The sequence below is a fragment of the Proteus hauseri genome, assembly GCF_040139125.1.
Taxonomy (GTDB): domain Bacteria; phylum Pseudomonadota; class Gammaproteobacteria; order Enterobacterales; family Enterobacteriaceae; genus Proteus; species Proteus hauseri_B.
In genome coordinates, this window is sequence record NZ_JBEEUB010000001.1 from 378,042 (window position 1) to 394,769 (window position 16,728).

Below are 16,728 nucleotides of genomic sequence, written 5' to 3' on the forward strand. Positions count from 1 at the left end.
GTGATTATCAACAACTTTCATTTAGATCAGAAAAAGTGGAATTAGGTAAATTAATCGTGACCTCAACACTCACTCTTGGTGCAATTGCACACAATAATTCATATCCAATAGTGCCACATGCCGTTGCAACTTCATCAACAGGTAACTGATTGCCCCACAATTCCACTTGGCTACCGTAAACAACATCAGGGTAATCTGTTACATCAATAGTTAACATATCCATTGATATGCGCCCTACTAATTGCGTTTTATGCCCATTAACGATAACGGGCGTGCCATCCGGTGCATGTCTTGGATAACCATCAGCATATCCACAAGCAACCACGCCCACACGCATATCACGCTCTGCGCAAAACCGGCTGCCATAACCAATTTGCTCGCCCTTTTTAACGCTTTGCACCGCCAAGATCTCGCTATTAAAAGTCATTACTGGTTGTAAATCGAAATCAGCAATATCTTGCCAAACACCCGATGGCGATACTCCGTAAAGAATAATTCCGGGGCGTACCCAATCTTGATGTGTCTCAGGATTAAACAGTGTTGCCGCTGAATTGGCTAAACAACGAGGCAAACTATTTACCATGGTTTGGTTTATTACCGTTTTTTGTGCATCCATATTGAGCCCAGTATCTGCATTGGCAAAATGCGACATTTGAATGACTGAGCCAATATTACTCATACTTTGGGCACGATTTAATGCTTGCTGATAATGCTCTGGACGATATCCCAACCTATTCATCCCACTGTTTAATTTAAGATAAATATTAATTGGGCGATCTAAATGTGCTTTTTCAATTGCATCAAATTGCCAATCAGAGTGCACTGTCGTTGTAAGGGAATAACGTTCTAGTAAATAGACATCTTCAGGTTTAAAGATGCCCTCTAACAGTAAAATAGGACCAACCCATCCTTGCTCTCTTAACATAATGGCTTTGTCTAACTCAATTAAGGCAAAACCATCGGTATGACTAAGTGCTGGCCACACACAAGATAAACCATGTCCATAAGCATCTGCTTTTACCACAGACCAAACTTTACTGCCTTTTGCTCTCGCTTTAATAACAGTGAGATTATGGCTGAGCGCATCTAGGTTGATGGTCACTTTTGCGGGTCTAGACATGGAATTTCCTCAATTAATAAGCAGCATCAAGCTTTTGCCCTGGGCGAAGCAATTTAGTATTAAAGCCATCGATATAGCGAAAAACGGATAAGTCATCAGCGGCAATTGCAGGTTTATTTCCTGAAATTAAATCCGCTAATAGTTGCCCTGAACCACACGCCATTGTCCAACCCAGTGTGCCATGCCCTGTATTTAACGATAAATTACGATATGCAGTAGGACCGACAATAGGTGTTCCATCAGGGGTCATCGGTCTTAGCCCAGTCCAAAATGATGCCTGAGCAATATCGCCTCCACCTTCATAGAGATCTTGCACCACCATTTTAAGGGTTTCACAGCGTGATTTTAAAACATTCAAATTAAAACCGACCACTTCAGCCATACCACCAACACGAATACGATCATCAAAACGCGTCACCGCGATTTTATAAGTTTCATCTAAAATAGTTGATATTGGTGCTCTGGCAGCATCAATAACTGGCATAGTCAGTGAATAACCTTTAAGAGGGTAAACCGGAATGGCAACTTTATCTTTTAACAATTCAGTTGAATAAGATCCCATCGCAACCACATAGTGATCGGCAGTCAATAAACCATCATGACATTGGACGCCCGCTACTTTATCACCATCAAACAGTAAATGTTTAATTTGTTTATTAAATAAAAAAGTCACACCAGCATCTTGAGCCATTTGAGCAAGCTTTTTGGTGAATATTTGGCAATCACCCGTTTCATCATTAGGTAAACGCAAGCCACCTGTTAGTTTATGGCTAACATGCTCAAGCGCAGGCTCGGCTAGTTTAAGTTGTTCTGAGGTTAACAACTCATAGGCAACCCCCTCTTGCTTTAATACAGCAATATCATTAGCCGCATTATCAAACTGTTGCTGATTGCGAAAGAGTTGTAGTGTTCCGCCTTGTCGCCCTTCGTATTCAATACCAGTCTCTTGGCGTAATTGACGAATACAGTCTCGGCTATATTCTGCTATTCGTACCATGCGGCTTTTATTCATTGCATAATGCGAAGCATCACAATTACGAAGCATTTGCCACATCCAACGCAGTTGAAAGAGTGAACCATCTGGCTTAATTGCTAAAGGGGCATGTTTTTGAAACATCCACTTTACTGCTTTTAATGGAATACCTGGTGCTCCCCAAGGCGTTGCATAGCCCGGTGATATTTGTCCTGCGTTTCCAGCACTGGTTTCCTCTGCTGCACTGTTTTGTCTATCAACAACAATAACGTCGTGTCCTTGTTGTACAAGATACCACGCACTTGTTACACCGATAACGCCGCCACCTAAGATAAGCACTTTCATGGCAAGACTCCAATAATTTACATTGATATAACATAAGAATAATATTCTATACACAAAAAGCCAGTATAGAATAATCATCTAGGACAATAAAAACGTAAATTTTAGAGTTCAATCACATTTGGGGAGAATATACAGAGATTACTAAATTTTATTTTTAATAATAACACTTAAAAATCAAATAGATATAAATTACAGGTGTTGTTTAAATAAATTTAACATTCTGTATGATTAAAAATAGATGCAGAAAAACTTAATTATCCCACGGTCTCTGTTTTTTAGAAAAAACCAATATTAATTTAAAAATCGATATATTAATTCAACTCATAACGCTTTTGGTGTTTTTTTTGCTAAAAATAATCAATTAGGAGAACAGTATAAAAAGAGAAGAAGCAAAAAAAGACAATAAAAAAACCAGCTAAATAATTTAATATTTTAGCCGGTTTTTATCAGCAAATTGCTATTTAGCAACGTGGATTAGCGCTTCACTTCAGCTAAATCGCTTGGCTCTGGTGACTGCAGGCTTTGCCAAATAATTCCACTGTCTTTGCCGTATTGGCGTACACAGTCCATTACATGCTCAACATCTTTCTGAGTACATAACAGTGCGAGTTTTTTATAAAACGACAGTGCCAGTTCTTTCGCCTGAATATTTGAAAAATAGTAACGACCAACGCGGGTATAAAGCCCTTTTAATCCATTTAGGATCAAACCGTAGATTGGATTTCCTGATGCAAAAGCTAAACCACGGAAAATGTTGTAGTCTAACTCACTAAATTCATCAGCACTGTTTTCGATAGTAAGTGCATGGGTTAATACTTCAACACATTTTTCAGGATTATTTCTAAATGCTGTACGAATAAAAATAGCTGAAATATTGGTTCTTACCGCAAGCAAATTATCAATGAGTTGAGGTACTCTATCGTGATCAAGGCGAGCGACTGTTTCAAGAATATTAAGCCCTGATGTTTCCCAAAAATTATTTACTTTCGTTGGCTTGCCATGTTGAATAGTTAACCAACCATCACGAGCAAGGCGCTGTAAAACTTCTCTTAATGTCGTTCTTGTTACACCGATTAGTTCAGAAAGTTCGCGTTCTGCTGGCAGAATAGATCCGGGTGGAAAACGGTTGTTCCAGATGCTTTCAACTATATATTCTTCCGCAAAACCTGCGGGGCTTTGAGCCTTAATAACCATATTTTTATTTCTTCCAAAGCGTTTTTTCTGCTAATAATGAAAAAGATAATATCAGAATGCGTAATTTTGATATAGCTCAACCATCATTAAATAGTGAGTGGCATCATAAAACACGATATAGCTTTATCAATTTATTATTACAAACGCGCTTAATTTCACAGCACTTAACGCGTATTATAATTCTTTTGTGCACGACTCGTGCTTAAAATCTCTATTTGGAGGATAAAAAACATAATGGATATGAGTATAAGACAGGCATTACTAAAAAATTTCATGGGAAACTCTCCCGATTGGTATAAGCTTGCTATTATTACTTTTTTAATTGTTAACCCACTTATTTTTTTCTTTGTCGATCCGTTCGTTGCTGGCTGGCTGTTAGTGGTTGAATTTATCTTCACCCTTGCCATGGCATTAAAGTGTTATCCTTTACAACCAGGGGGATTACTTGCCATTGAGGCAGTCATCATTGGCATGACTAGCCCTAAACAGATTGGTCATGAAATTGCCAATAACCTTGAAGTGATTTTGCTCCTTGTGTTTATGGTTGCTGGTATCTACTTTATGAAGCAATTATTACTTTTTGCTTTCACTAAGTTGCTATTATCTATTCGCTCAAAACGATTGCTCTCTATCGCATTTTGTTTTGCTAGTGCATTTTTATCTGCCTTTTTAGATGCCTTAACGGTTATCGCCGTTGTTATCAGTGTTTCTTTAGGGTTCTACTCTATCTATCATAATTTCGCATCAAATCAATCTGATACTGATCTTAATAATGATGGATTTATCGATACCACAGAAAAAAAACAGACTTTAGAACAGTTCAGGGCGTTCTTGCGTAGCTTAATGATGCATGCTGGTGTAGGTACTGCATTAGGTGGCGTAATGACGATGGTTGGTGAACCTCAAAACCTGATTATTGCAAAACATTTAGAGTGGGATTTTGTGACGTTTTTTATCAGAATGTCGCCAGTAACGATCCCCGTCTTTTTTGCTGGTTTAGCGGTTTGCTACTTAGTTGAGCGCTTTAAAATTTTTGGTTACGGTGCTGAATTACCTGACTTAGTTCGTAAAGTTCTTACTGAATATGACAAGAAAAACAGTGAAAAACGCACTTCTCAAGAAAAAGCGCAATTGGCGATCCAAGCCTTAATTGGTATTTGGCTGATTGTAGCGTTAGCATTACATTTAGCTGAAGTTGGTATCATTGGTTTATCTGTCATTATACTGGCAACTGCATTTTGTGGTGTTACAGAAGAGCATGCACTAGGTAAAGCGTTTGAAGAAGCATTGCCATTTACCGCCTTATTGACGGTGTTCTTCTCTATTGTTGCCGTAATTATCGACCAACAACTCTTTAGCCCAATAATTCAGTTTGTTTTACAAGCTTCTGAATCATCTCAGTTATCATTGTTCTATCTGTTTAATGGTTTACTTTCTGCCATTTCAGATAACGTTTTTGTGGGAACGGTTTACATTAGTGAAGCGTTAAGTGCTTTACAAGATGGTTTAATTAGCCAAACACAATATGAGCATATTGGTGTTGCTATCAATACAGGGACAAACTTGCCGTCTGTTGCCACACCTAATGGTCAAGCTGCATTCCTCTTTTTATTAACCTCGGCATTATCACCACTTATTCGCCTATCTTATGGACGAATGGTTATTATGGCACTGCCATATACCGTTGTGATGACGATTTTAGGTCTGATTGCGGTCGAGTTTTGGCTGGTTCCTACCACTCATTGGTTTTATGAATTGGGATTAATTGCTATCCCATAACAAAGAACACACATAATCACTACATTAATAGGGTTTTTATTTCATAAAGACCCTATTTTTTTTATGAAAACACGCTCCAATGTAAATATTTGTGAAATAAGAAGTTTCATCTTTTTTTACGTTTATGTTTTAGGCAAAATAGAGCCATCTCACTATTTAAATGGATATTATTATGCTGACGTCTCTTCGTCACTGGTCACAAAGCCGTTTTCCTTGGTTATTGTTGGCGTTAACAGCAATTGGTCTTGAAGCTGCGGCATTGTATTTTCAGTACGGAATGGAATTAATGCCTTGCGTTATGTGCGTCTATCAACGCATCGCGGTATTAGGCATTATTGCTGCCGCGTTTATTGGTATAGCAAATCCTAAACTTGCATTAATGCGTATGGCTGGTGGTTTTTTATGGATCTACGCCGCATACCGAGGTATTGCACTTGCTTGGGAACATACTCAACTTATCCTTAATCCTTCGCCTTTTGCTACCTGTGACTTTTTCGTTACTTTACCATCTTGGTTTGCATTACAAGATTGGTTCCCTGCTGTATTCCAAGCAACGGGTGATTGCTCCGTTAGCCAATGGCAGTTTTTATCCTTAGAAATGCCACAGTGGATGCTGTTTATTTTCTCTGCTTATTTTGCCGTGGGTTTATTAGTATTAATAAGCCAAGTGACACCATCAAAACAAGATTGACCATTTTTTGATGATAGCCATTTAAAACATCCAAATAGAAATATTTTAACTGGTTAGAAAATAGAAAAACGCCCTTAATTTATTACGATTAAGGGCGTTTTTATTTAACTCGAGAGAATATCTTAATTAGCCTGGAATGCAGACACCATCAATTAAGGCTTGTTCGCTACAACGTTTACCATTAGCAAATTGGCAAACGGGTGTTTGTCCACCATGTAACTCATAGTTTAAAGAAGGTATGCCACCTGAAAACACACAGGTTGCTTTAGCTGATTCAGCTAACGGAATATCAAGGCTTGTCGTAGGAATTGTTCTGCTTTTACTAACAGCTTGAGTAGTGGTGTTAGGCTTGTCTACTGAGCTGGCGCATCCGGTAAGAAAAGCAACGCTTGTAAACATTATGAGATAACACACAACTTTAAATTTCTTTTGCATTAAAAAACACCCTGTTTGTTCATTTTATTTTTATTAATGGGAAGCACTTTTAGAGAGTAAATTTATCACTAATACACCCGCAATAATCAATGCCATGCCAACAATAGCAGGTAAGTCTAGTTTTTGCTGATAAAGAAAAACCGCCGCAACTGACACCAACACAATACCTAACCCGCTCCATATTGCATAAGCAATACCTAACGGCATAACTCTTACCACTTGAGAAAGCGCCCAAAAAGAAAAACAGTAGCCAATAACGACAACAATAGATGGATATAAGCGACTAAAACCATCAGATGCCTTTAGCATCGTTGTCGCAATAACTTCAGATATAATTGCCAGCATTAAGTAAGTTAATCCATTCATTTTTTAGCCTTAATCTTATACACATTCAATTTTGTGAATTCTATCACAAGCTAAAGTGATGGCATTTAGTCATTAACAATAAAAAAGGCACTTTTTATTTTATTAAGTGCCTTTTTATTTTAAGAACTATTTATTTAATGTTGATGAATTTGATTTTTCTTACGAGGCGCGCCACCCATTGAAATGCGATAACGCGTAAAAATAAATCCACACCAAATTACCGCAATAATACTTAATAGCGTGCCCGCATAACCGACATCTGTCATATCAACATGGAGGATTATCTGATTACCTAATAATGCCCCAGCACCTATTCCAATATTAAAAATACCGGAATAGATCGACATAGCAACATCCGTTGCATCAGGCGCTAAATCAATAACTTTTACTTGTAAACCAAGACCAATACACATAAAACCAATGCCCCAGAATATAATCAGAATAATAAACGTACTAATGTTCTGACTACTGATCATCAGTAATCCTAAGCAAAAAGTTAATAATATCAGTGCAAAAAATAGAAATGATGTTGGCATTTTAGTACTATAACGACTAAATAAAACACTACCGACAATACCTGCTCCACCAAAAATTAATAATACTAATGTGGCAAAATTTTGATCTAAATGAGCAATATCAATAACAAACGGTTCTATATAGCTATATGCCGTAAAGTGGGCAGTTACAGCAATAACCGTGAGAATAAATATTCCCACTAATGGCGCTCTTTTTAACAACAAAGGCACACTTTTTAATGAACCAGAATGCTCGCTTGGTAATAAAGGCAAATAACGCATTAATGCAATCATTGTAATTAATGCCAATACCCCTATTCCCATAAATGTTGCACGCCATCCTAACCATTGACCAATAACACGACCAATAGGTAAACCTAATACTGTTGCTAATGCTGTACCTGTTGCTAATAGCCCTAATGCCTGCGCTCTTTTACCATGAGGCGCGACTCTAATCGCTAACGAAGCAGTAATTGACCAAAATACAGCATGAGAAAAAGCAACACCTATACGCCCAACAATCAGAGAGTTAAAATCCCATGCAATCCCTGATAGAACATGGCTTAGAATAAAAACAGCGAATAGAACAATCAGTAATTTACGTCGTTCAACCTTACTGGTGACCAACATAAGAGGCAATGACATCAATGCCACAACCCAAGCATAAATCGTGATCATTAAACCCGTTTTGGCAGGTACCATTGCAAAGCTTTCAGAAATATCACTTAACAATGCTACTGGAACAAATTCTGTTGTATTAAAAACAAAAGCCGCAAATGATAAAATAATCACTCTGATCCACGCGGTTTGACGACTAACCTCATTCATATTTGATGTGGTGACATTCATAGTTAATTAACGCTTTTTAAAGTGACATAGGGAAATTTACAACGCTTTTTAATATGAATATTCGTGTGGTTATTTTAGTCTCTTTATTGCTAATAAAAATTAGCTCGATAACAGTCTCGTTATCTTAATAAAACAAAAAATAAACCAAATTTTCGCGAAATCACATTGCTAAAGCGAATCAGCAATCAATTTTAGCATATCAAGGTGCTGATTTTAAATCCCATCAGTAACTTCTTTTTAACTTAAATAGACGCTAAAAAGAGTAAAGAGAAGATATATAATCAATTATTGAAAAAAAGAGACTTAAGCCAGAAATCAGCTTAATTATAAAAAAATATTATTGTATTCATAGAATTGGACATCTAATTAGATTTTATAAAAAACAATTAATCATCAAACTAGGGTCAATCAAAGAGAGTTAAGACAAACAAAGACCACTAGCCGTTACATTACTGGCTCAAAGCATCAATTACCCTAGTTGCTTGCTCACAAGCTAGGCTTTTAACTGGCGTTGACGCGCCATTAAGTCGATTTTTAATAGCAAAAATTTGTTCAATTGAAGCGCGAGGCAACGCTAAATTTCCATTTGCAAGAGAGCGTTCTATCGAATTGAGTTTAGTCGCTAATTGTTGGCAATTTTCTGAGTTCTCTAATGATCTATTATTATTTATCAAGTCACGGCTCTGCTCTTTAGCTAATGAAATAACGGATTGCCTTTGCGTTATTTCTCGACTATTTTCCCAAATTCCAGCACCCTCTTCTTTAATAAAAGTAACCATAAAAATAGCTGCTAATATCGTCAATATAATTGCCAGTGATAACATGCCTCCTGCGATAATTAATATTTTTTTCATTACTTACTCCATAAATATTATTAACTACATGATTATATATAGTTAAAATAATCTCATTTCAAATTGAATTACGATTCTTTTTATTTTTTACATTTTATTACTTTTATTCAATACTTTCTTTCGTCATCAAAGGTAAAGAATTTTAAACTTATAGAAACAGCATTGACCTTCCCCTTAGGGGAATCTTTAGAGTCATAACACTTTCACAGAAAAAACTAGGAAACTGTTATGAAAAAAATTTTACCTACTATGGCTATTTTAATGACCACCCTCTCTTTTGGTGCAATGGCGAACTCGCCATCACATATGAATATGCCACAAAGTAACTCGTCAATGCATAAAGAGTTAAATGAATCGATGAATAAAATGCATGCTGATATGGCAAAAGGTATGAATAGTGATAATGCAGATGTCGCTTTTGCTGATGGGATGATAGCTCACCATTTAGGTGCCATTGATATGGCTAAAATTGAACTAAAATATGGTACAGATCCTGAAATGCGTAAATTAGCTCAAGCCATTATTGATGCACAAGGCCCCGAAATAGCTCAAATGAAAAAATGGTTAGATAAAAACCGCAACTAAAAATAGTTAATTCCATAGGCTGCTATATTATTATATATGCAGCCTATTATATTTATTTTTAAAATGTATAAATATTTTTATATTTATATAATTTCTTTTATTATTTTAAGCTTTATATTTGAATCAACATATAATAATAGATAGTTGATAATGTTTTTATTTTGAATATTAATCATTTTGCAATTAATCTGATTTTATTTTAATTCTATTTATTTTGTTTTTTCACTTCTCTATACTTATTCTGATAATTAAATCCAGTCGCTATTCTATATATTCAATTATATCAACATACATTAAGGAAAATATATGGCAAATAATTTCTTACTTAAATATTCGGTAATTGCAAAATATGGCAATCCTATTGATAGTGATAAAGCGGATAAAGTCAGGCACGACATCGCTAACGTTTGGGGCTGGATAAAATCACACTCCAATGAAACCACATTTATCGGACTTATGCATATAGAAGGAAAAAATCGAGAAGAGCGGCAAAAATCAGCCATTAATAATATAAAAAAAGAGTTTAGACCTATTTTAAAAAGACATGATGCATCAAGATCTAGCGTGATCATTTATTGTACACTTATGAGCAGTAGCATAGATAAACCTTTTCAATTTGAAGTGTATTACTAATAATTTGTTAGTATAGTTGATATATACAGCTCTGATATTTGAAGCGTGTATATCTTGATTTTTTTTCAATATCAATATGCCTGTATAGGTGGAGTCAATATGAGCAGCCCAGAAACAATGGTGTCAGCAACAGGAACCCTCGCCAAACAAATTGAAAAGTGGACTCAAAACACCAATTTATTTGAGACGGATATACCAGGGCTAAAGTTGACTCATTGGACTTCACCAACGCCAATCACTAGTCATACACATAAATCGAGTATCTGCTTAATCGCTCAAGGTGAAAAGCGGGTTATATTAGGTGAAGAGAGTTTTATTTATGATGCCAACCATTTTTTAATCTCTTCTGTTGATCTACCCGTTATATCCAATATTTTACAAGCAAGTGAAGATAAACCCTTTTTTGGTCTTATTATGGACTTAGATCTACAAGAAATTTCACAGCTAATTGTGGATAGCGAATTATCTTTTAGCTCACAAAAGAGTGCACAGAAAGGAATTGCGGTAGGCGAGTTATCAGAACCATTACTCAATGCTTTTATTCGTTTATTGGATCTACTTGAAGATCCAACGAGTATTAAAATTCTAGCTCAAGGGATTAAACGAGAAATTTTTTACCGACTTCTGATCACTGAACAAGGTGCGCGTTTAAATCAAATGGTAACCGCAGGAAGCCATAGTCATCAAATATCTAAAGCAATAGATTGGTTAAAAAATAATTTTATCAAACCATTAAATATTGGTGATCTTGCGACATATTCAGGAATGAGTAAATCGGCATTTTATACCCATTTTCGCACCATGACCTCTATGACGCCCTTACAATTTCAAAAGAAATTACGATTAAGCGAAGCTCGTCGTTTAATGCTAACTGAAAATTTAGGTGCTGTTAGTACCACGTTTAGGGTTGGCTATGAGAGTCCATCACAATTTAGTCGTGAATATTGTCGATTATTTGGTGCACCACCAGCAAAAGATATTAAAATGCTGAGAGAAACTAACGCGCTATAGTTAAAATCTTTTGCGCGTTTTAATCTCTTATCCATTACAGATAAATCCCCCTACTCTTTAGTAACCTCAATGCCTTTTATCATTTTTACTTTTGGAAAAATAGGCAAGAGACAAAGAAGATCAGACATTCATTCTTATTGATTAAACCTTTAGCATTTACCTCAACAAATTAATCTCTCTAAGCTCCTTTAGCCTTTACTTACAGAGACAAACTTCTATTTTGAAATAAGGTATAAAAATGCAACTTGATTTCTCTTATTACAACCCTACCACCATACATTTTGGTAAAAATTCGCTGATTAAATTAAATGATGAATTAGCGCAATATGGCGAGACTGTCTTGTTAATGTATGGTCGTAACGCGATAAAATCTAACGGTCTTTATGATCAAGTGATGGCAATCTTAGCCGCTGCTGGGAAAAAAGTTATCGAATTATCGGGGGTAATGCCAAATCCTACTTATGAAAAACTGATGGAAGGTGCAAAACTTGTTCGCGAGCATAATGTAAGTCTTATTTTGGCTGTTGGTGGTGGCTCTGTTATTGACTGCGCTAAAGGTGTTTCTATTTCTGCCTATTGCGAAGAACAAGACCCGTTTCAAAAATATTGGCTTAAGCAGCAAGAAATCACGAACAAAATCGTCCCTGTTGCTTCTATTCTCACTATGGTTGGTACTGGTTCAGAAATGAATGGAGGCTCAGTAATAACGCATGAAGAGAGCAAATCTAAAGTTGGGCGCGCATTCCCAGCAACCGTATTTCCTAAGTTTTCTATTTTAAACCCAGAATATACCTTTACGGTTTCTCAATATCAGATGGTGAGCGGTGTTTTTGACACCATGTCTCATTTAATGGAACAATATTTTTCTGATCAAGGTGCAAATACCACTGATTACTTAATAGAAAGTTTATTAAAATCTTCTATCGATAATTTACGTCTTGCTCTTAAAAATCCTAATGATTATGAGGCAAGAAGTAATTTGATGTGGAATGCCACATTAGCGCTAAATACCATTACTGGATTATCAAAAACTCAAGATTGGCAAGTTCATATGATTGAACATCAATTAGGTGCTTATACTGATTGTGCTCATGGTATGGGGCTTGCAGCAATATCATTACCTTACTATCGTTTTATCTATAAATTTGGTATTGAGAAATTTGTACGATTTGCCACCCAAGTATGGGGGATTGCTTCTGAAGGAAAAGATCAAAACCAAATTGCGCTTGAAGGATTGGCTGCATTGGAACAGTTTACCAAAGAGTGTGGCATTATAACGTCACTGCAAGAACTTGGCGCGACAAAAGAGATGCTAGCTAAAATTGCAGAATCAACAATCATTATTGGAAAAGGCTATAAAAAGCTAACGACTAAAGATGTGCTCGATATTTTGGAAGCGTGTTTTTAATTAGAAGTTAGGCAAGTAATAGCAATATACTCTCTATACTGGTTTTTGACTTATGGCTTCTGATTTCTAGATATTATGCTATTTAGTGATTAATCGGTATCGAGTTTAAAGAGTGATACCATAATTAATTTTATTACCGATCTTTAAGCAAAAAAAACGGACCTCATTGAGGTCCGCTTCTTTTTATATGGTGCCCAGGGCGGGACTTGAACCCGCACAGCCTAATGGCCGAGGGATTTTAAATCCCTTGTGTCTACCGATTTCACCACCTGGGCTAAATTCTGTGGTGCGTCCGTAAATTTTTATGACTAAAACTTTACTGGTATGGACGACTGACTTCTTCCCAATGCCATCATAGATGGACTTTCTTTTGCACCATGCTTTAACTAAAGCATTAAAGATGGTGCCCAGGGCGGGACTTGAACCCGCACAGCCTAATGGCCGAGGGATTTTAAATCCCTTGTGTCTACCGATTTCACCACCTGGGCATTTCATGGAGGCGCGTCCCGGAATCGAACCGAGGTACACGGATTTGCAATCCGCTGCATGACCACTCTGCCAACGCGCCTCAACTGCTCAATCTCTAAGAGATTGGAGCGGGAAACGAGACTCGAACTCGCGACCCCAACCTTGGCAAGGTTGTGCTCTACCAACTGAGCTATTCCCGCTTTACCGAACTCGCTGATTTACTTATTTATTTCCGTAAACCGTTGTGCCTTTCGATGCGTTGCATTCTACTGATTTCTTGTATCGAGTCAACACTATATTTGCATCTTTTTGACTGTTCGGTGAATTTTCAGTCATTTCGATCAAGCTTCGCGCAAATCTGACCACGCAGCACTCAAATATTGAAACATTGACCAGAAAGTAAGGACTGTTGCAACGTATAATAAAGCAAAGCCAAACCACTCTGCTTCAACAGTAGGTCGCCATAATAACACAACTAACGATCCCATTTGTGCGGTAGTCTTCACTTTTCCTATCCAAGAAACAGCGACACTATTCCGTTTTCCTAATTCAGCCATCCATTCTCTTAATGAAGAGATAATAATTTCTCGGGCAATCATCGTTGCAGCGGGTAATGTTATCCACCATTCGTGGTAATGCTCGGTTATCAGTACTAATGCCGTGGCAACCATTACTTTATCTGCGACAGGGTCAAGGAATGCACCAAACCGTGTCGTTTGTTTCAATCTACGTGCTAAAAAACCATCAAACCAGTCTGTTGCTGCTGCTACCATAAAAATAATAGCGCATATCATAGGGGCATCTTGAAATGGCAGATAAAACACCACAACAAAAAATGGGATTAAAACAACACGAAACAGAGTCAGCCAAGTTGGGATATTTAGTTGCATAGCGTTCTACACGACCTAGAAAAGTGAGAGTTATTAGTATGGTGCATCAATACACTTAGTGTTTCAACGCATTAAAAATTTTTTCTGCTAGCGCAGTCGAAATTGTGGGAATTTTCGCAATTTCTTCAATGCTGGCATCACGTAAAGCTTGTAAACCACCCATATATTTCAATAACATTTGACGACGTTTAGGTCCAACACCTTCAATAGATTCTAATGAACTGGTATTTTTTACTTTAGCCCTACGTTGACGGTGCCCTGTTATTGCATGACGATGCGACTCATCACGAATATGTTGAATCAAATGTAACGCAGGAGAATCTGAAGGTAACGCGACACCTTCACCTTCAGGAATAAAAAACAACGTTTCCAACCCTGCTTTACGATCACTACCTTTCGCCACACCTATCAATTTAGGATGCGACTTATCCCAAGTAACATCAAGGGAATTAAATACCTCTATTGCTTGAGCTAATTGCCCTTTACCGCCATCAATAAAAATAATATCAGGTACTTTATCTTCTTCTAATGACTTATCATAACGACGAGTAAGAACTTGATTCATTGCCGCATAATCATCACCAGGCGTAATACCACTAATATTATAGCGCCTATATTCCGATTTTAATGGACCATTCATGTCAAATACTACACATGAAGCCACAGTTTGTTCACCCATGGTGTGACTAATATCAAAACATTCCATTCGTTTTATCTCTTTCATGCCAAGAAGTGACATTAACGCGTCATAACGTTGTTGGATTGTTGATTGTTCTACTTGTTTTGATGCCAGTGCTGTTGCCGCATTAGTACGTGCTAATTTTAAATAGCGAGCTCTATCACCACGAGGTTTTGTCTGTATTTGAATTTTCCTTCCAGCAATCGATGAGATTGACTCAGAAAGTATCGCTTTCTCTTCGAGATTAAAATCTAACAATATTTCACTAGGTAATGTACGAATAGCACTACCTTGCAAATAAAACTGACCAATAAAAGTTTGAACCACTTCATCAAGCGTTGTATTAGCCGGGACTTTAGGAAAATAACTTCGACTACCTAGCACTTTCCCCTGACGGAAAAAGAGTACATAAACACAAGCTATTGCGCCATTAAAAGCAACACTAATCACATCCAGATCATCACCAATATTGGCAACAAATTGCTTTTCAGTGACTTGTCTCACAGCTTGAATTTGATCTCTAATTCGAGCGGCTTCTTCAAATCGCAGATTTTGACTTGCTTCTTCCATTCGTTTTACCAAGCCATCAATCACTTGTGTATCGTCACCAGAAAGAAACAGACGCACATAATTAACTTGTTGTGCATACTCTTCATCAGAGACGTGGCCTTTTACGCAAGGTGCCAAACAACGACCTATTTGGTATTGCAAACAAGGACGCGAGCGATTGCGATAAACACTGTCTTCACACTGACGAATAGGAAATAACTTTTGCATTAATGCTAGCGTTTCTCTTACTGCAAAAGAGTTAGGAAAAGGTCCAAAGTATTCCCCTTTAGCATGTTTTGCACCACGATAACTGGTTAATCGGGGATGTTTATCTCCGCTTAAATAGATATAAGGATAAGACTTATCATCCCGTAGCAAAACGTTATAACGAGGCTGATAGCGCTGAATATAGCTATGCTCAAGTAAAAGTGCTTCTGTCTCTGTGTGTGTAATAGTGACATCAATATTTGCAATACATTTTACTAATGCTTCTGTTTTACGGCTATTTACTTGTGTACGAAAATAACTTGAGAGTCTTTTCTTAAGATCTTTCGCTTTTCCGACATAAATCACCGTTTCTGACGCATCGTACATCCGATAAACACCTGGTCTATCTGTCACTCGGCTTAAGAATGCTTTGGCATCAAATTTGTCTTCCACTTTCTAAATGACTCTCTATCTCAATTAATCCATAACGTACAGCGATATGAGTTAATTCTACATCACCTGAGATTTTAAGTTTACTAAACATTCGATAACGATAGCTATTTACTGTTTTTGCATTGAGATTAAGCTCTTCAGCGATTTGAGCTATCTTTTTCCCTCGAATAATCATCGACATAATTTGTAATTCACGTTCAGAAAGATGATGTAATGGATTTTGATTGGTTTGTAACTTGGTTAATGCGATGACTCTTGCCAACTCTTGACTAATATAACGTTGCCCAGAGCACACTTGGCGAATTGCCTGCGTAATATTGTCACAAGAGGTACTAAGAACGACAAATCCTTCAATACCTAATTCAAGAAGTGGGATGGATAAAATAGAGTCTGTTTTAGGTGCAATAACAATAATCTTAATAGCTGATGAAAAGCGCTTAATACGTTTAATAGCATCAATTAATGTAATAGAGGGTATAGAATAAATAATAATAAGATTAATAGAAAACTGACGACAATAACGAAAAGCCTCTTTTTCGTCAGTCATTACTTTACGGACATTGATTTTATTAATTTGGCAGAGTAATGTTTTCATTCCCAAGCTAAATATTTCTACCTGACTTATTAGCAGTGTATTTATCAATATAACTCCCTCTTAATATAAATTACTTTCCTTAATTTAAGGGTATGATATTGCAATCAACATTAACCAGCCACTCTTTTT

The 16,728-nt window shown here is 36.8% G+C and carries 16 protein-coding genes and 4 tRNA genes; 6 read left to right on the forward strand and 14 right to left on the reverse strand.

The genetic code is table 11. The features are described from left to right. Positions 1 to 7: 7 nt before the first annotated feature. The 3 genes from alr to fadR all read right to left on the reverse strand — a co-directional run bounded on the left by alr (position 8) and on the right by fadR (position 3,632). Complete coding sequence (gene alr / locus ABN099_RS01670) at positions 8 to 1,120, reverse strand: alanine racemase (protein WP_349461960.1); 1,113 nt, start codon at positions 1,118 to 1,120, stop codon at positions 8 to 10. A gap of 13 nt (positions 1,121 to 1,133) precedes the next feature. Then, on the reverse strand, positions 1,134 to 2,438 hold the full coding sequence (locus ABN099_RS01675) for a D-amino acid dehydrogenase (RefSeq protein ID WP_349461962.1): 1,305 nt from the start codon (positions 2,436 to 2,438) through the stop codon (positions 1,134 to 1,136). A gap of 474 nt (positions 2,439 to 2,912) precedes the next feature. Then, positions 2,913 to 3,632 carry a fatty acid metabolism transcriptional regulator FadR gene (gene fadR, locus ABN099_RS01680; protein ID WP_349461964.1) on the reverse strand — a complete coding sequence of 240 codons (720 nt, stop codon included), beginning with the start codon at positions 3,630 to 3,632 and terminating at the stop codon, positions 2,913 to 2,915. 234 nt (positions 3,633 to 3,866) lie between these two features. On the opposite strand from fadR, the gene nhaB reads away from it, so the two are divergent. Then, positions 3,867 to 5,411 (forward strand): sodium/proton antiporter NhaB, encoded by a 1,545-nt coding sequence (gene nhaB / locus ABN099_RS01685; RefSeq protein ID WP_349461966.1) that lies wholly within the window; start codon positions 3,867 to 3,869, stop codon positions 5,409 to 5,411. Between the two features lie 172 nt (positions 5,412 to 5,583). After that, positions 5,584 to 6,102, forward strand: a complete 519-nt coding sequence (gene dsbB / locus ABN099_RS01690) for a disulfide bond formation protein DsbB (RefSeq protein ID WP_349461968.1) — start codon at positions 5,584 to 5,586, stop codon at positions 6,100 to 6,102. Positions 6,103 to 6,228: 126 nt separating this feature from the next. Here the strand turns inward: dsbB and ABN099_RS01695 are convergent, their stop codons facing one another. The 4 genes from ABN099_RS01695 to ABN099_RS01710 all read right to left on the reverse strand — a co-directional run bounded on the left by ABN099_RS01695 (position 6,229) and on the right by ABN099_RS01710 (position 9,121). Further along, positions 6,229 to 6,537 carry a putative hemolysin gene (locus ABN099_RS01695; protein WP_349461970.1) on the reverse strand — a complete coding sequence of 103 codons (309 nt, stop codon included), beginning with the start codon at positions 6,535 to 6,537 and terminating at the stop codon, positions 6,229 to 6,231. Positions 6,538 to 6,570: 33 nt separating this feature from the next. Then, on the reverse strand, positions 6,571 to 6,903 hold the full coding sequence (locus ABN099_RS01700; RefSeq protein ID WP_088495345.1) for an SMR family transporter: 333 nt from the start codon (positions 6,901 to 6,903) through the stop codon (positions 6,571 to 6,573). Positions 6,904 to 7,037: 134 nt separating this feature from the next. Continuing rightward, positions 7,038 to 8,267 carry a sugar transporter gene (locus ABN099_RS01705; protein WP_349461972.1) on the reverse strand — a complete coding sequence of 410 codons (1,230 nt, stop codon included), beginning with the start codon at positions 8,265 to 8,267 and terminating at the stop codon, positions 7,038 to 7,040. A gap of 449 nt (positions 8,268 to 8,716) precedes the next feature. Then, positions 8,717 to 9,121 (reverse strand): hypothetical protein, encoded by a 405-nt coding sequence (locus ABN099_RS01710; protein WP_349461974.1) that lies wholly within the window; start codon positions 9,119 to 9,121, stop codon positions 8,717 to 8,719. A 228-nt stretch (positions 9,122 to 9,349) separates the two neighbouring features. On the opposite strand from ABN099_RS01710, the gene copM reads away from it, so the two are divergent. The 4 genes from copM (at position 9,350) to ABN099_RS01730 (ending at position 12,758) form a co-directional block, all read left to right on the forward strand. Further along, a complete protein-coding gene (gene copM / locus ABN099_RS01715) occupies positions 9,350 to 9,706 on the forward strand; it encodes a CopM family metallochaperone (protein ID WP_349461976.1) in 357 nt (118 codons plus the stop codon). 306 nt (positions 9,707 to 10,012) lie between these two features. After that, on the forward strand, positions 10,013 to 10,339 hold the full coding sequence (locus tag ABN099_RS01720; RefSeq protein WP_349461977.1) for a hypothetical protein: 327 nt from the start codon (positions 10,013 to 10,015) through the stop codon (positions 10,337 to 10,339). Positions 10,340 to 10,438: 99 nt separating this feature from the next. Beyond that, positions 10,439 to 11,350: an AraC family transcriptional regulator gene (locus tag ABN099_RS01725; RefSeq protein WP_349461978.1), complete on the forward strand. Its 912-nt coding sequence runs from the start codon at positions 10,439 to 10,441 to the stop codon at positions 11,348 to 11,350. Positions 11,351 to 11,588: 238 nt separating this feature from the next. Then, on the forward strand, positions 11,589 to 12,758 hold the full coding sequence (locus tag ABN099_RS01730) for an iron-containing alcohol dehydrogenase (RefSeq protein WP_349461979.1): 1,170 nt from the start codon (positions 11,589 to 11,591) through the stop codon (positions 12,756 to 12,758). Positions 12,759 to 12,946: 188 nt separating this feature from the next. Here the strand turns inward: ABN099_RS01730 and ABN099_RS01735 are convergent. The 7 genes from ABN099_RS01735 to ABN099_RS01765 form a co-directional block, all read right to left on the reverse strand. Beyond that, a tRNA-Leu gene (locus ABN099_RS01735) sits at positions 12,947 to 13,033 on the reverse strand. Positions 13,034 to 13,159: 126 nt separating this feature from the next. Next, positions 13,160 to 13,246, reverse strand: a tRNA-Leu gene (locus ABN099_RS01740). Positions 13,247 to 13,252: 6 nt separating this feature from the next. Further along, a tRNA-Cys gene (locus ABN099_RS01745) sits at positions 13,253 to 13,326 on the reverse strand. 24 nt (positions 13,327 to 13,350) lie between these two features. After that, a tRNA-Gly gene (locus tag ABN099_RS01750) sits at positions 13,351 to 13,426 on the reverse strand. 141 nt (positions 13,427 to 13,567) lie between these two features. Beyond that, positions 13,568 to 14,116 (reverse strand): CDP-diacylglycerol--glycerol-3-phosphate 3-phosphatidyltransferase, encoded by a 549-nt coding sequence (gene pgsA, locus ABN099_RS01755; RefSeq protein ID WP_349461980.1) that lies wholly within the window; start codon positions 14,114 to 14,116, stop codon positions 13,568 to 13,570. 55 nt (positions 14,117 to 14,171) lie between these two features. Then, positions 14,172 to 16,004 carry an excinuclease ABC subunit UvrC gene (uvrC, locus tag ABN099_RS01760; protein ID WP_349461981.1) on the reverse strand — a complete coding sequence of 611 codons (1,833 nt, stop codon included), beginning with the start codon at positions 16,002 to 16,004 and terminating at the stop codon, positions 14,172 to 14,174. Further along, positions 15,988 to 16,647 carry a LuxR C-terminal-related transcriptional regulator gene (locus ABN099_RS01765; RefSeq protein WP_349461982.1) on the reverse strand — a complete coding sequence of 220 codons (660 nt, stop codon included), beginning with the start codon at positions 16,645 to 16,647 and terminating at the stop codon, positions 15,988 to 15,990. The genes uvrC and ABN099_RS01765 overlap by 17 nt, the downstream gene beginning before the upstream one ends. Positions 16,648 to 16,728 lie beyond the last annotated feature (81 nt).

Excerpts from the sequence above, each read along its gene's own strand:
- alr (WP_349461960.1), bottom strand. The coding sequence starts at position 1,120 with ATGTCTAGACCCGCAAAAGTGACCATCAACCTAGATGCGCTCAGCCAT.
- ABN099_RS01675 (WP_349461962.1), bottom strand. The coding sequence starts at position 2,438 with ATGAAAGTGCTTATCTTAGGTGGCGGCGTTATCGGTGTAACAAGTGCG.
- fadR (WP_349461964.1), bottom strand. The coding sequence starts at position 3,632 with ATGGTTATTAAGGCTCAAAGCCCCGCAGGTTTTGCGGAAGAATATATA.
- nhaB (WP_349461966.1), top strand. The coding sequence starts at position 3,867 with ATGGATATGAGTATAAGACAGGCATTACTAAAAAATTTCATGGGAAAC.
- dsbB (WP_349461968.1), top strand. The coding sequence starts at position 5,584 with ATGCTGACGTCTCTTCGTCACTGGTCACAAAGCCGTTTTCCTTGGTTA.
- ABN099_RS01695 (WP_349461970.1), bottom strand. The coding sequence starts at position 6,537 with ATGCAAAAGAAATTTAAAGTTGTGTGTTATCTCATAATGTTTACAAGC.
- ABN099_RS01700 (WP_088495345.1), bottom strand. The coding sequence starts at position 6,903 with ATGAATGGATTAACTTACTTAATGCTGGCAATTATATCTGAAGTTATT.
- ABN099_RS01705 (WP_349461972.1), bottom strand. The coding sequence starts at position 8,267 with ATGAATGTCACCACATCAAATATGAATGAGGTTAGTCGTCAAACCGCG.
- ABN099_RS01710 (WP_349461974.1), bottom strand. The coding sequence starts at position 9,121 with ATGAAAAAAATATTAATTATCGCAGGAGGCATGTTATCACTGGCAATT.
- copM (WP_349461976.1), top strand. The coding sequence starts at position 9,350 with ATGAAAAAAATTTTACCTACTATGGCTATTTTAATGACCACCCTCTCT.
- ABN099_RS01720 (WP_349461977.1), top strand. The coding sequence starts at position 10,013 with ATGGCAAATAATTTCTTACTTAAATATTCGGTAATTGCAAAATATGGC.
- ABN099_RS01725 (WP_349461978.1), top strand. The coding sequence starts at position 10,439 with ATGAGCAGCCCAGAAACAATGGTGTCAGCAACAGGAACCCTCGCCAAA.
- ABN099_RS01730 (WP_349461979.1), top strand. The coding sequence starts at position 11,589 with ATGCAACTTGATTTCTCTTATTACAACCCTACCACCATACATTTTGGT.
- pgsA (WP_349461980.1), bottom strand. The coding sequence starts at position 14,116 with ATGCAACTAAATATCCCAACTTGGCTGACTCTGTTTCGTGTTGTTTTA.